Genomic DNA, 14,590 nt, shown 5'->3' with positions numbered 1-14,590 from the left:
TTTAGTTTTTTATTTCTATACCCTATACCCCACACCCCACACCCTTCTTTGTAATTATTGAAACAATAATCGAATCAAGAATCGATATTTTTGCCTGTGTGCAGTATTTCAGCCTCAGCCTGTATGCAATGGGCGGTTACAGTAATAGATGTATGTAAACATAGTAATAATTTAATCTGCTAATCTGCCAAAATTCACTATTGTAAATTACTGCTAATACTCCAGTAGGTCTAATATCTTAATTTCTCACTCTAGGTGTACAAAGCTAAATTTAATGCTGAAACTTCTGATAGATTATAAAAGATTTTTTTTGGGTTACAACCTTAGATATCTCAGCATTAACTCATGGAATTACAAAAGGATTGGCTAGAATGGAAAATACCAACGCGGCAAAAATGACAGAGCGTTATATTGCTTTGGCTATCGGAATCGCTTATTTACTTGTAGGTTTAGCTGGCTTTATACCAGCTTTAGTTTCATTGCCAGGAACGAACGAATCTTTTGTTCCACTTGATGAATCTTCTGGCGCTTATTCTGCGGGTTTTGGTTATATCTTTGGTCTAATTCCTACCAACTTTTTGCATAACCTTGTACGCTGCGCTGTAGGATTGTTTGGAATTACTTCTTATAGTAATGCTAGCACTGCACGCTTGTTCAACCGTGCGTTTGCAATTTCTTATGCCTTGCTGGCTGTCATAGGATTATTACCCTTGGGTAAGACATTTTTCGGCTTAATGCCACTGTTTGGTTACAATGTTTTGCTCAATGCATTAGCAGCGATCGCAGCTGCTTATTACAGCATTGTCATACCAGCTAAAGTCAAGGGCGTTAATGTAGCGGAAAATATTTAACATCTTCTTGTATCCAATAAGATTTGATGGCAGAAAAAATAATTTCTGCTGTCAATCTTTTCTCAACGCGTTATCGATGTCATTAGTTATGGAAACCTCAAAGCAAGTTGATTCTAGAGCTACTGAAGGACGATTGTTATCCCGCCCAACTCGCCCCACAACAACCGCTTTGACAGGGTTACACCAACTAGGGCTAGATGGGCAGCGAGATGGATTTGTCTATGTACCTGAAACCTATCGAGCAGATCAGCCCGCTCCACTCGTGTTGATATTGCATGGAGCCGGAGGCGATGCGGAGGGTGCGCTAAAAATCCTTTATCATCTGGCAACTCGCTTTGGGACAATTCTGTTGGCAGTAGATTCACGTCAACAAACTTGGGACATTATTCGGGGTAGCTATGGCCCTGATATTGCCTTTATCGAGCAGGCGCTAGCACAAACTTTCAGTCATTACGCTATCGATCCGAACCAGGTAGCGATCGCTGGTTTCTCTGATGGTGCTTCCTACGCCCTTTCGATTGGTATTACCAATGGCGATCTGTTTAACCACATTATTGCTTTTTCACCCGGATTCATGGCTCCTCCTAGCCAATTCGGGAAACCACGTCTGTTCATCTCTCATGGAAAATCAGATCCAGTATTGCCGATTGAACGGTGCAGTCGCCGGATTGTGCAGCAGTTAAAACAAGCAGGCTATGACCTAGAATACCGTGAGTTCACCGGGTTCCATACAGTTCCTACTGCGATCGCCGAAAGAGCTATGGAGTGGTTTACTCAACCAGTACCGGATAAAGTATCGAAATGATGAAAACTGACCCAGGTATCGCTATAGATTCCAATATTTCTAAAATAGAGCCTCAAAAAAATAGATGGTAAAAATGCAAGTAAACTGTGCGATCGCTTCTCTTGAGGCCATTGCCTTATTCTATACTTTCATTCAGCAATGCCATTTAATTAATACTGCAAAATCCAAAATTCAGTCAGCATCTACCTAACCGAGAATTCGCAGTTATTTCTTTGCTTTGATGCACTATCTGGTTACATTTTAACTGTGATTCTAAAGCATCAATCTTTCGTAAAAGCGACACTCCCCACACTATAGAAATCACCAACTTAATTGTCATGCCCGCAAGCAAAAATGTCACTATTGTGGCAACTTTCTTTTGTTGAGCTAGACTTTTTTGTTGTTCTGCAAGCCGTGCTTCAACTTCTTTGGCACGTTCTGCTTCTAATGCTTGCTGCATTTCTCGCCGATCCAATTCTTCACTAGCAGCTAAAAATCGAAAATCTAAGTTGGTCAAGCTTTTACCATTTGCCCAAGTTTGGGCATCAATCAAGGCTTGTCCGCGCAATAGGCGAGATTCATCCTTTTCCTTTGAGGCTATCCATGCATTGAAGGTTTCGTAGTAGGGGCGTAAGTAAGCTAATTTTTTTCCAACCCATTCTAAATTGAAAACTTCTTGATAAATTCGGTTTTTGATTTGGAGAAAACCTTGTTTTTTGATCACCAAACCAGACAGCAACAGTTCTACCTGTTCTTGACTATCGTCGGCTGACACTTCCACTCCTTGAAGAATTTGTTGATAAATTCCTAGCAATCTGGCGGCAGATTGTTCGTTTCCAAGGATGCGATCGCGAATTGTCCGCAAATGCTCTGGTTCATCGTGTGATTCCCATTTATCTATGATGTACGATCGCACCACATTTTCTATCCAAAATTCTTCTGTGCCTGGGGGAATTTTTAGCTTTCTACCCGCATCATCTTGAGATAAATAGACAAGTAGCCGACACAGCTTTTGAGTCAGAAATGGTTGTCCTTCTGTCCAAAACAATACTTCTTTTAAAACTTTTTGGGGCTGATTGTCTTTAATACTTAGCCCCAAAGATAATGGGTGAGCTTCTTCAAATGTGAATCCATTTACTTGGATAGCTTTACCAATATTAAATGGGGTAGTATTATTGCGATATCGAATTAAGTCTGAAGGTGTGGCAACACCGAAAATCGCAAATGTAATCCGATGATACTCTGGATCAATTGCTCGTTGGTTATAACAAAAGCGAATCAAGCTAAAAAAGTCATCAACAGAAAAGTCGAGGCTGAGAATACTATCAATTTCATCAATAAAAATAAATAGTCTTTCATTAGGAAACTGAGCTAACAGAATTTCCGAAATAAAACGACTGAGTTTTTGAACCAAAGAAAGATCATTTTGTTCTTGCCACCAGGTTTTTAAATTGACTTTACCTAACAGTTTAAAACCCAACCATAGATCACCGACAACTCCTTTATACCACTGCTCTGGAGTTATATTTTCACAACCGATATTAGTCATATCAACGGTGGCACATCTAAAGCCTTCTTGCTGGAAGCGATGTTTTGTTTTTACCATAAGTGAGGATTTACCCATTTGCCTACTGCTCAGGACGTAGCAAAATTCACCCTGCTTTAAGGCTTCGTAAAGTTCCACATCCGCTTTGCGCTCAACATAGCTAGGAGCGTCACTTGTGAGGGTTCCACCAACTTGGTATCGATAATTGTTCATTTTATGGAAAATTTTAAATTAGTTCTCATTTTTAATAACGGACTTCCAAATAAAAAAATATCCAATTAACTCCTGTGGGGTGGGCATCTTGCCCGCCCAGTTTATATGGCGGGCAAGATGCCCACCCCACAATATTAGATAATTTATTTCTTGGAGTTCCCTAAATGAATTTGTATCGGCATTGATTAAATTCATATTAAGAACGAGAGCTACTATTTTAATTATTTATCTTTCAACAGTTTACCAGAACTATTAGTAGTATTTTGCTTTCCAAGCTGTTGGCTAAAATAAAGACGATACAATTCACACATTGTATGAGCTTGATTACCATTTAGTTGAACCAAACCCATACTTTCTAGCTTGTAAGCCGCGATCGCGTCTAGCTCCACTTTTTCATCTGTTGCAATTACTTTTTGCATAGCTGACATTAATTCTGGTTCTTTTTGGAGCAAGCTCAACAGTTCTCGTAAATGCTGGCTGTAAATTCCCACTTGTGTAGATGCACTTTCTAGTAATACCTCTAATGTCATTTCTTCTTGACATAGATGATAAAGCGCAAGGCTTACTAAATAGGGATGTCCTCCTACCATTGCTTGTAAAGGTATAAGGCGTTTTGCCCCTTCTGAGTCTGCTGCCCAATGTAGCCCGTAAGATAATGCTAAATTCTGTACCTGATTGAGAGTCAACGGTGGTAGGGTAATTGTTATCCCTACATTGAAAGGTGATTGGTTTAGCTTGAGCGGAATATAAATTTCTGTGGTGTAAACTACCACCATCCGTAGTTTTTGCCAGATTTGATCCTGCTTTGCTTGTTCATGCCAAAATCGCAGCATTGGCAGAAAGTCTTGGGCAATATTGGGATGTTCAAAAACTCGATGGACTTCATTCAAAGCCAAAACTACAGGACTTTGATCGATGTATTGCAGCACATACGCTTCAAAATAGATTTTGCAGCTTACCTTGCTGCCCATTTCCGTATCCCAAAAATCATCTAGACAGGGAAGGAGATTTAATTGCCTACTGACATTGACACAAAACCAACGCAAAAATTTATCAAGGGAAGCAAAAACGTCTTGGTCAGCTTCTTGAAAGTCTAAATAGGCAATTTGATAACCTTGCTCTTTAGCATAAGCAATCATCCGGTTGAGCAGTGAACTTTTTCCTGTTTTTCGAGGTGCTTTGATCCGGATTAAGCAACCAGAATGTAAAATCTCATTACAAACAAGTTCTTCCAGAGGAGGTCGATTGATATAAAGAGGAGAACCCAGTGGTACAGGCCCGCTAGGAAATTCTATTTTGCTTGCTGAAAATAAGTCTGGAGAATTCATTTCTAGACTAGATTCTTCGCCAAAGTTTTGTTGGCTTTGATTCTCCTGATCACCTATCTTATCTTGCAAGTATTTCTTCAAAGCTAAATGCAGATTTTTTTTCGTTATTTTTTTTCCAAGTGCAACAGAAAGGTCTTGCCACAACTCAGAGCCAACTTCTTTGATGTAATTGTTGCGGTAGCCTGATTCCTCTGCCATTTCATCGTAAGTTTTGCCCAACCACGATTGAGAGAGCACAAACCACTGAATGGAAGCAAGAGGTTTGTCTTGCAAAATTCTTTCTACCGCTTGCAGAATATCTTCCACGGTTATTAGTATTAAAGGTTAAACAGTTAGTAGAAACATTTATCCACTTTGGTCTATTAATAATATACAACTAAATAAATCCTTAAAAAAGGAAAAATAAATATGTCCAGTTCCAATTTGGTGTGCGATAATTAATCTTCAGATAAAGAAAATTCTTCATGTGACACTTCAGAGTAGTAAAAGTAGATTTTAGTGGGAAAATTCAGCCGCGACAAATGGTCTTCTTCCCAAAGATCACAGATGAAAGTAACTGATGGAACCACTATCTTTTTGTAAAAGCAATCTTACAGTCACTCCTGCGTTCCTAATAAATAGGTAAATCGGGATTCAAATACATTACTTCTTCAGTGCCAAAGTCAAGCCATCTGCGATCGCTACTAAACTAAGACTAACTCGCTGGTCTTGATGCAGTTTTTGATTAAAGGTACGAATCTTTTTAGTTCTATTATCTTGCACTTCGGGGTCGGCAACCCTGCCTGACCAGAGGACATTATCGATCGCAATCAGTCCTCCCGATCGCACTAATTGCAGCGATCGCTCATAATAGCTATCATAATTGCTCTTATCTGCATCGATGAAAGCAAAATCAAAGGTTTCCGCCTCTCCTGTTGCCAGTAGCCGATCCAAAGTCTCCAAAGCTGGGGCAATGTGCAGTTGAATTTTATCCACCACTCCTGCTTGTTGCCAATAGCGCCGAGCGATCGTTGTAAATTCCTCACTTACATCACAGGCTACCACCTTACCGTCGCTTGGTAACGCCAATGCCACTACCAGGGAACTATAACCTGTAAATACCCCAATATCCAAAGTTTTTTTAGCTGCCAACAACTGCACCAGTAACGCCAAAAACTGCCCCTGTTCGGGAGCAATCTGCATCCTGCCTATTGGATACTGGGCTGTTTCCTGTCTCAGTTGGCTTAAAATTTCTGGTTCTCGGAGAGAGACTGATAGTAAGTAGTCATAAAGATTTTGTTCGAGTCCTAAAGTTTGAGTTGTCATGAGATTGGGATTTGGGGATGGATTTTGAGGTGGATGAACGAATTTTTGACACTCAAAAAATACTTTTGGGTTTTGAGACAACTCGGTATTATGAGCAAAGCGATGTCTACGACGGGCTGCGCCTACGCTGAGGATATCTAAATCATGCCAAACCTCAAAGAAGATGATAACGCCCTACGCGAGGTGTTGACCAAAGCCAAAACCATCGCTGTTGTTGGTCACTCTGATAAACGCCAACGCACCAGTTATCAAATCGCCCAATTTTTGCGGCAGATAGGCTATACAGTCTATGCAGTTAACCCCTTAGTTAAAGAAATTGACGGTCAACTCAGTTATGCTACACTCCACGAATTACCAGAACCCGTGGATATTGTTAACGTGTTTCGCCGTTCTGAATACTTGCCAGAAATTGTAGATCAATCAATTGCTACCAACGCTAAAACTATCTGGGCGCAATTGGGCATTTGGCATCAACCATCAGCACAAAAAGCTGTAGATGCAGGACTTAATGTAGTGATGGATGCCTGTATCAAAATTGAGTATCTGCGGCTGAGGATAAATTTAGCAGACGATATTTAATGGCATCGAACTTTTGCATCCATATTAATTATGCAATAAACCAGCGCACAGACATTCTATATGTAGAGATATTGCATACCAAGCCTTTGGTTGAGTTACTTGCCTAAACCCTTCTAGAATAAAAACTATTGTAGGAAAATTTTATTAATAAACTTGCTTTTATTCTGGGAGGTATGATGAGCCGTCCAATAATCCTTGGTATTGTAGGCGACAGCGCTGCTGGGAAAACAACACTAACGCGAGGAATCGCTCAGGTACTCGGCCCAGAAAATGTTACGCTCATTTGCACAGATGATTATCACCGTTACGATCGCCAGCAACGTGCAGAGATTGGCATCACTGCCCTCCACCCGGACTGCAACCATTTAGATATTATGCAGCAACATTTATCGTTGCTACGCACAGGACAGCCAATTTTGAAACCAGTTTACAGCCATAAAACCGGCACATTCGAGCCACCGCAGTATATCAAGCCCAATAAATTCGTGATTATTGAGGGATTACTCGGTTATTCTACTCGTGCCGCCCGTGACTCTTACGATGTTAAAGTTTACCTTGCACCCCCGGAAACAATTCGCGCTAAGTGGAAAATCAAGCGAGACACCCAAAAGCGGGGCTACACTGCCGAACAGGTGCTAGCCGAATTAGAAAAGCGCGAACCAGACTCAGCACAATTCATCCGTCCGCAACGGCAATGGTCTGATATAGTCATCAGTTTTTACCCACCCACTGAGGAAGCTGATGAAACCAATGGACACCTAAATGTCCGACTGGTACTTCGTCCGACAATTCCCCACCCAGATTTTACTCAAATTGTCAACCCTGGCTATGGTGATTCTGACTCAGCCATCCGCCTGGGACTAGACAGGGATATGAGTAAGCCGGTGGATGTCTTAGAAGTTGATGGTCATGCAACCTTAGAACAGGTGAATAAGCTAGAGCATATTATTTGTTCTGATATGCCCCATTTACGAAGTATTTGCGATCGCGAAAGTAATCCCGAACTGGGTAAAATTGCTGGTACAACTGGAGAAACACTCCAGAGTTACCCCCTCGCCCTAACTCAGTTAATAATTACCTACCATATGCTCAAAGCAACGCAAACTTATCAATAATCAGCGAAGATGAAGTGGCTTTTTCTTCCAGCTATAAGTTAGCAAAATTTAGTAGCGATCGCATTTCTCATCAGAATTTTCTTGGGGTTGGATGCAAGTCTATTTATTTAAGAAAGGCCTACCGTATATACACAAGTCCAATTACCCCCCTTAATCCCCCCGATATATTGGGGGGAAATTGGAAAATCTAGTTCCCTCCCCTTTATAAGGGGAGGGTTAGGGTGGGGTAAAACCTTGGTCAATCAGCTATTTCAGACTTGTGTGTACACTCAAGTGGAACTACAATTTGATGGTAACAGTCTTAACTTCGGTATATTGCTGTAAGCCATATTCTCCTAGTTCTCGACCAATACCAGATTGCTTGAATCCACCGAAGGGTGCAGCAGCATCAAATACATCGAAGCAGTTTACCCACACTGTACCAGCCCGGAGATTGTTAGCGATCGCATGAGCTTTGGTAATATCCTGAGTCCATACTGCGGCGGCAAGTCCGTACATTGTGGCATTTGCCCGTTGAATGACTTCATCAATATCTTTAAACTTGATGATGCTCATTACTGGGCCAAAGATTTCCTCTTGGGCAATCTTCATGTCATCGCGGACATCGGCAAAGATTGTGGGGGCGATAAAATAACCCTTGTCGCCGACTTGATTACCACCACATAGCATCTGGGCACCTTCGCGCATTCCAGATTCGATATAGCTCATCACCCGATCAAATTGGTCTTTGTCTACCTGTGGCCCTTGTTCTGTGTTGGCATCAAAGGGATTACCGACAACCCTCGCTCTAGCCCTTTCTACACTTCTAGCAACGAACTCGTCATAGCATTTTTCTTCGACAAATAGCCGCGAACCAGCACAACAGCACTGCCCTTGGTTAAAGAATAGAGCCTCGTGGGAACCTGCGATCGCTGCGTCCATATTTGCATCGGCAAAGACGATGTTGGGACTCTTACCACCAAGTTCCAAAGTGACGCGCTTCAGGTTACTTTTGGCAGCTGCTTCCATAATTAGATGACCGACTTCAGTGGAACCAGTAAATGCCACTTTGTCAATATCCATGTGACGAGATATCGCAGCCCCAGCGGTTGGGCCGTATCCTGATAAAATGTTCACCACACCAGGGGGAAAACCAGCTTCAATAATCAATTCACCTACCCGCAGCGCTGATAATGGTGTTTGTTCTGCTGTTTTTAAAACTACAGTATTACCAGTTGCTAAAGCCGGTGCTAGCTTCCACGCCTGCATCACTAATGGAAAATTCCACGGGATAATTTGACCAACTACACCCACAGGTTCATGGCGAGTGTAGCAGAAATATGGCCCGTTAATTGGGATGGTTTTGCCTTGAACTTTGTCAGCCCAGCCTGCATAGTAACGATAGCAGGCGATGACTAAACTCAAGTCACCCAATGAATCTTTTAATGGCTTACCATTATCAAGAGTTTCTAGCCGAGCCAACTCATCGATATTCTCCTCAATTAAGTCAGCTAGCTTGTAAAGCAACTCGCCGCGACGGGTAGCAGATATCTTTCTCCATTCCCCAGTAGTGAAAGCAGCACGGGCTGCTTCTACTGCTTTATCGACATCTTGGGCATCTGCTTCTGAGACTTCACAGATCACCTCACCTGTAGTCGGGTTGATTGTTTCAAATCGGCGATCGCTAACACTATTGACCCACTCATTGTTTATCAGCAACTTGGTTGGGCCAATTTTGACCTGTTGTCCTGGTACCATTGCTGTAACCATCAGGCCCTCCTTAAGATATAAAGAAATTTTCTTAAATCTACTTATTATGTTTATTGCTGTACAGCACTCTAGGTGGATTTCTTTATGAATTCTTTATTTTAAAATATTAATTAGGAGGCTGAGATTGCTATAGTGTTTGCTAATTAACTTTGTATAACTCGCATTGGATAGACAAACCTCTATCTTTTGAGCAATAGTTCTGAGTTCAGCTTCTAGCGTACATTTAAGTTGATAGTTGCTTGGTGATTCCTGTCACTTCTGTGCGTTTTTTAGCCTTAGCAAAGTGAGCAACATGAGTGTAGACGATTTTAGTCAACAAATAGAGACATTTAGCTCACGGGTGACAGGATTATTGCATAGTACTGCCAGTCAACCGGACTCTCAACAAGAGCTAACAGCTGAGGCTTTTGAGGAACTTCAAATCACCTTAGAAGAATTGAAAATCGCCTCTGAGGAACTAAAAGCAACACGAATAGTAGTAGAGAAGGAGCGTCAGCGCTACCAAGAATTATTTGATCTTGCGCCTGATGGTTACTTAGTGACAGATACGAATGGCATTATTCTTGAAGCTAACCATGCCGCCACCATATATCTCAATGTTTTACAGCGATTTTTGATTGGTAAACCGCTAATTACTTTCATCGCCAGGGCAGATCATCAATCTTTTTTTAATTACCTAACTCAGTTGCAGCATCTCAACCGGGGCGGGGAATGGGAAGTGTGTATACAACCACGGGAAAAAATCTGTTTTGATGTTGCTTTGACAGTAGTTACCGTTCGTAATCAGGAAGGTAAGGCAGTTGCTTTGCGCTGGTTAATGCGCGACATTACCAAGCGTAAGCGTTTAGAGTCAGAGCGCGAACAGTTATTTGCTAGTGAACAAACCGCCCGGATTGCAGCCCAAGCAGCACAGAGGCGTTCTAATTTTTTGGCTGAAGCAAGTCGTGTACTGGCATCTTCTTTAGACTACCGTACCACCCTAACTAGCGTCGCGCAATTGGCAGTGCCTATTCTAGCCGATTGGTGTATTGTAGATGTCGTTGAAAATAATTCGGCAGTTTTCAATAACCCAGTCATAGCTGCATCTGAACCGCAGAAGGAAGCACTAATACGAAAACTTCGAGAACGCTATCCAATTCCAGTTGATGCTGATTATGGCCCAGCCAAGGTTTTACGAACTGGTAAGTCGGAACTAGCTACAACTATTCTTGAGTCCTCATTACAGAAAAATGCGTCAGACGAGGAACACATTGTTCTACTGCACCAACTCCAACTTAAGTCTCAGATGATCGTGCCATTGCTGGTGCGTGAACGCAAGCTAGGGACAATTGTATTTGCGTCTGCACAACCAGGACGTTATTACAATCTTGTAGACCTAGCAATGGCTGAAGAACTTGCTCAACGAGCAGCGTTCGCCATTGAAAATGCACAGCTTTATCGACAAGCCCAGGAAGCTAACCGACTTAAAGACGAATTTTTAGCGATCGTTTCTCACGAACTTCGGACACCTCTCAACTCTATGCTAGGTTGGGTTCAAATAATCCGTAATCGAAAACTGGACGAGGCAATTACCTCTAAAGCATTGGCGACAATTGAGCGGAATGCTCAACTTCAGAGGAAACTGATTGAAGATATCCTAGATATTTCACGCATTATCCAAGGAAAAATTCGCTTAAATATTCGTAAAGTTGACCTTGTACATGTAATTAATGCGGCGATTGAAGCCGTACATCCCACATCTGAAATTAAGGATCTTCAAATTGAGTCTAACCTTAATTCCTCAGTTGGTGAGGTTATGGGTGATGCAGAACGCCTGCAACAAGTCGTCTGGAATTTGCTCTCTAACGCCGTCAAGTTTACACCCAGCGGAGGGCGAGTTGAAGTACGTCTAAAGCAGGTAAACTCAAATGCCCAGATAACTGTCTCTGACACAGGTAAGGGAATTAGTGGTGACTTTCTACCTTATATATTTGAGCGCTTTCGTCAAGCTGATAGCACAACTACAAGAGCAGAGGGTGGTTTGGGGCTGGGACTGTCAATTGTGCGCTACTTAGTAGAAATGCACTCAGGCACAGTCTATGCAGCTAGCGAAGGCGAAGGGCGAGGAGCAACATTTACAGTGCTGTTACCGACCATAGAATTGCAACAAGAGCAGCTAATCAAAGAGAGTGAAGTAAAAGTTGATAACCTCTCAACGTTGGTCGGCTCACAAATACTCGTTGTAGATGATAATCCTGATACTCGTGAGTTAGTTTCCTTTATTCTTCAACAGTCAGGAGCACTGGTGACATCGGTTAGCTCAGTACATGAAGCTTTGGAAGCGCTGGTACGATTAGAACCAGATGTTTTAATTAGTGATATCGGAATGCCAGATGAAGATGGTTATTCGTTGATTCGCAAAGTGCGAATCAACGAAGCAGCTCGAGGAAAAAAAATTCCAGCTGTAGCACTGACGGCATTTGCTAGAGACGAAGAGTGCAAGCTGGCTCTGCAAGCTGGATTCCATGTTCATCTATCCAAGCCAATCGAACCAGAAAAATTGGTGACAGTGGTGGCGAACCTGGTTAAAGGCGATAAACAAGTGTGAACTAGCCCTTAGCCATTAGGGCAAATGCCTCAAATGAGACTTCCCCTCCTACAACAGAGACAGTGTATACACAAGTGTGAAATAGTTTGCTCACCTGGTTTTTCGCGTCAGTTTTACCCCAATACAGTTCAGATAAGACCAAAAAACTTGTAGAGACGGCGATTTATCGCGTCTCGAAAACCCAAAATTTTGTACCAGTAGCCCTTAACCCAAGCGTATTGAGTTTTACCCCACCTTAACTCTCCCCTTATAAAGGCTACGGTGTACACACGAGGGCTTTCGTTCAGAACACGAGGACTTTCCTTCAGAACGCGAGGACTTTCGTTCAGAACGCGAGGGCTTGCGTTCAGAACGCGAGGGCTTTCGTTCAGAACACGAGGGCTTTTGTTCAGAACACGAGGGCTTTTGTTCAGAACATGAGGGCTTTTGTTCAGAACACGAGGACTTTCGTTCAGAACACAAGTCTTTTTTGAGCTTTTAAGGGAATGGGGAATGAAACAGCTTTGCTTTTCAAGAGGGGTTGTGGGGATTAAAAGTCTGTGAAGCCACTCCACTCTAAAAGACTTCTGTGTATACCGTAGCCAATGCATCGGGGGAATTAAGGGGGGTAATTTGACTTGTGTGTACACCGTAGCAATCCCCTCCTATCCATTCTCATCCGTCTACATGGTGGAGATGGATAGCAGCATTAGTTAAATTAAATATTAAACAGCTTAATGGGACTTAGACAAAAAGTTGCCAGAAAAAACACTCAAATGTATATGCAGAGAGACTTTGGCATCGTTTTGCATAGTTTATTGATATATCTAGATTTCAAGCATTTTTGAGCCTTTAGTGTATTTTTCTTGCCCTGTATGGGTTTGAGGCTTGTTTCTGCCTCAAAAATGTTTAAGTCCCGTTAAATATCATTAGTTCAAAAACATTAAAGAACATGACCACTAAAATAGATTTGCAAGGAAATATGGATAACGCAAGCGTTCCATTGGAGCAACAAAAAGAAGAAATATTTCAATGGACAAAGCAGTGGTATCCTGTAGCAGTTGTGAATTTTCTAGATCCATCTCGCCCACATGCAATACAGTTATTAGGAAAAGATTTAGTCTTGTGGCGGGACAGTTTAAATAAATGGTCTTGCTTTGAAGATAGTTGTCCCCATCGACTAGCTCCTCTTTCGGAAGGGCGTGTTGAATCTGATGGCACACTTTTATGTGCTTATCATGCTTGGCGTTTCGATTCACAGGGAAACTGTGTGAGCATTCCCCAGTCGAAGGATCAGCAGACATCCTCTAAGCACTGTTCAAATTCAAAGTCATGTGCGATTAGTTATCCAACACAAGAACGCCAGGGTTTATTGTGGGTTTGGGCTGAGTCTGGTTCTGAAGGACAGATAGAAAGTCAATTGAGGACACCACGAATTATTCCAGAACTTGAAGAAAACTCAGACAAAGTAGTTCATCTATTTTGGAATATACGTGACCTACCCTATGGATGGGACTTTTTCATGGAAAATGTAGCTGACCCAGCCCATGTCCCTGTTTCCCACCACGGTCTAGTTGGCAATCGGTATAAAGATGCTAATTATTACGATATGCTTTGCATCAAGCAAATGTCTACTCAAGAAGGATTTTCCTTTGAAATTACACCGACTGCCCCCACGATTGAGCAAGCGATTCACGATTTCCAACCACCTTGTCATATGAGGATTGTTTCTACTTCTAATGATGGTGGTAAGCTGATTCTGGCATTGTATGCTAGCCCTACACGTCCAGGATGGTGTCGTCATATTGGCTGCCAAGTCTTAGTTAAAAACGAGATGGGCAAGACACCTAAAGGATTAGGAGTCTTTGGACTACCAATGCCAACTTGGCTAGGTCATGTTTTGTCATCCTTGTTCTTACACCAAGACTTAGTATTTCTTCATTATCAACAGAAGACTCTAGCCAAACGCCAAAATAGCCAATGGATGAATGCAGTATATACACCCAATCCTCAAGATAAAATGGTATTTGCATTTCGCCAGTGGTTGGAGAAAAAAGCTGGAGGTGGTATTCCTTGGGCTTCAGGGTGTAATACCGATCTTGCCTCGCTAGAATTAGACAAACAAAAGCTTTTTGATGTCTGGACAACTCATACCCAAGATTGCCAGGTTTGCCAAAATGCTTTGAAAAATATTAAACGTCTACGGGTATTGGCTTACGGGCTAGCTATATTATGTTTATGTGTTGCTGTAATTATAGATGCAAGAGCCATAGCAGTAAAGGCTGCCTTAGCATCTGTAAAGCAAATGCCCGCGTCACTTTTAACGGTTTTTCCTCATGCAGGATTCTGGTGGGCGCTTGGGGGTGCAATATTATTTGTATTTCTAGGATACTTGCTTGGTAAATTTAGTCGCCTATTTTACGTTTACGAGTTTGAACACGCACACAATGATTAATTTACTCAAGACAAGTGCTGAGGAAATTTAGTAATCTGCTGATTTTTAAGTCCCCGGCTTCTATCAAGCCGCAAGTGTTGTGGCTCTTTCTAAATCCCC

At 42.0% G+C, this 14,590-nt stretch carries 10 protein-coding genes; 6 read left to right on the top strand and 4 right to left on the bottom strand.

Annotated elements, in window-relative coordinates; all coding sequences use genetic code 11:
• The first annotated feature begins 371 nt into the window (after positions 1-371).
• Positions 372-851 (top strand): DUF4383 domain-containing protein, encoded by a 480-nt coding sequence (locus tag VB740_RS13290; RefSeq protein ID WP_323200465.1) that lies wholly within the window; start codon positions 372-374, stop codon positions 849-851.
• A 76-nt stretch (positions 852-927) separates the two neighbouring features.
• Positions 928-1,656 (top strand): alpha/beta hydrolase, encoded by a 729-nt coding sequence (locus VB740_RS13285; protein WP_323200464.1) that lies wholly within the window; start codon positions 928-930, stop codon positions 1,654-1,656.
• Between the two features lie 175 nt (positions 1,657-1,831).
• Here the strand turns inward: VB740_RS13285 and VB740_RS13280 are convergent, their stop codons facing one another.
• The 3 genes from VB740_RS13280 to VB740_RS13270 form a co-directional block, all read right to left on the bottom strand.
• Positions 1,832-3,394: an AAA-like domain-containing protein gene (locus VB740_RS13280; RefSeq protein ID WP_323200463.1), complete on the bottom strand. Its 1,563-nt coding sequence runs from the start codon at positions 3,392-3,394 to the stop codon at positions 1,832-1,834.
• A gap of 221 nt (positions 3,395-3,615) precedes the next feature.
• On the bottom strand, positions 3,616-5,028 hold the full coding sequence (locus VB740_RS13275) for an AAA-like domain-containing protein (protein ID WP_323200462.1): 1,413 nt from the start codon (positions 5,026-5,028) through the stop codon (positions 3,616-3,618).
• 336 nt (positions 5,029-5,364) lie between these two features.
• Positions 5,365-6,027: a class I SAM-dependent methyltransferase gene (locus VB740_RS13270; protein ID WP_323200461.1), complete on the bottom strand. Its 663-nt coding sequence runs from the start codon at positions 6,025-6,027 to the stop codon at positions 5,365-5,367.
• A 144-nt stretch (positions 6,028-6,171) separates the two neighbouring features.
• Here VB740_RS13270 and VB740_RS13265 point away from each other — a divergent pair, with 144 nt between their 5' ends.
• Together VB740_RS13265 and VB740_RS13260 are read left to right on the top strand one after the other, a co-directional pair.
• Positions 6,172-6,606 (top strand): CoA-binding protein, encoded by a 435-nt coding sequence (locus tag VB740_RS13265; protein WP_323200460.1) that lies wholly within the window; start codon positions 6,172-6,174, stop codon positions 6,604-6,606.
• A gap of 176 nt (positions 6,607-6,782) precedes the next feature.
• The gene (locus tag VB740_RS13260) at positions 6,783-7,721 is read left to right on the top strand and encodes a phosphoribulokinase (RefSeq protein ID WP_323200466.1); all 939 of its coding nucleotides are present in this window, start codon (positions 6,783-6,785) and stop codon (positions 7,719-7,721) included.
• 279 nt (positions 7,722-8,000) lie between these two features.
• On the opposite strand, the gene VB740_RS13255 is transcribed toward VB740_RS13260, so the two are convergent.
• Entirely contained in the window at positions 8,001-9,470 is a 1,470-nt protein-coding gene (locus VB740_RS13255) for an aldehyde dehydrogenase family protein (protein WP_323200459.1), read from the bottom strand.
• A 292-nt stretch (positions 9,471-9,762) separates the two neighbouring features.
• On the opposite strand from VB740_RS13255, the gene VB740_RS13250 reads away from it, so the two are divergent.
• Both VB740_RS13250 and VB740_RS13245 read left to right on the top strand, forming a co-directional pair.
• Positions 9,763-12,057: an ATP-binding protein gene (locus tag VB740_RS13250; protein ID WP_323200458.1), complete on the top strand. Its 2,295-nt coding sequence runs from the start codon at positions 9,763-9,765 to the stop codon at positions 12,055-12,057.
• Between the two features lie 931 nt (positions 12,058-12,988).
• Positions 12,989-14,491 (top strand): Rieske 2Fe-2S domain-containing protein, encoded by a 1,503-nt coding sequence (locus tag VB740_RS13245; protein ID WP_323200457.1) that lies wholly within the window; start codon positions 12,989-12,991, stop codon positions 14,489-14,491.
• The last annotated feature ends 99 nt before the right edge of the window (positions 14,492-14,590 follow it).

It is taken from the genome of Nostoc sp. UHCC 0251 (assembly GCF_034932245.1).
Lineage (GTDB): Bacteria > Cyanobacteriota > Cyanobacteriia > Cyanobacteriales > Nostocaceae > Nostoc.
Note: the sequence above shows the minus strand (reverse complement) of the source record. Positions and strands in the feature narration are given on the sequence as shown.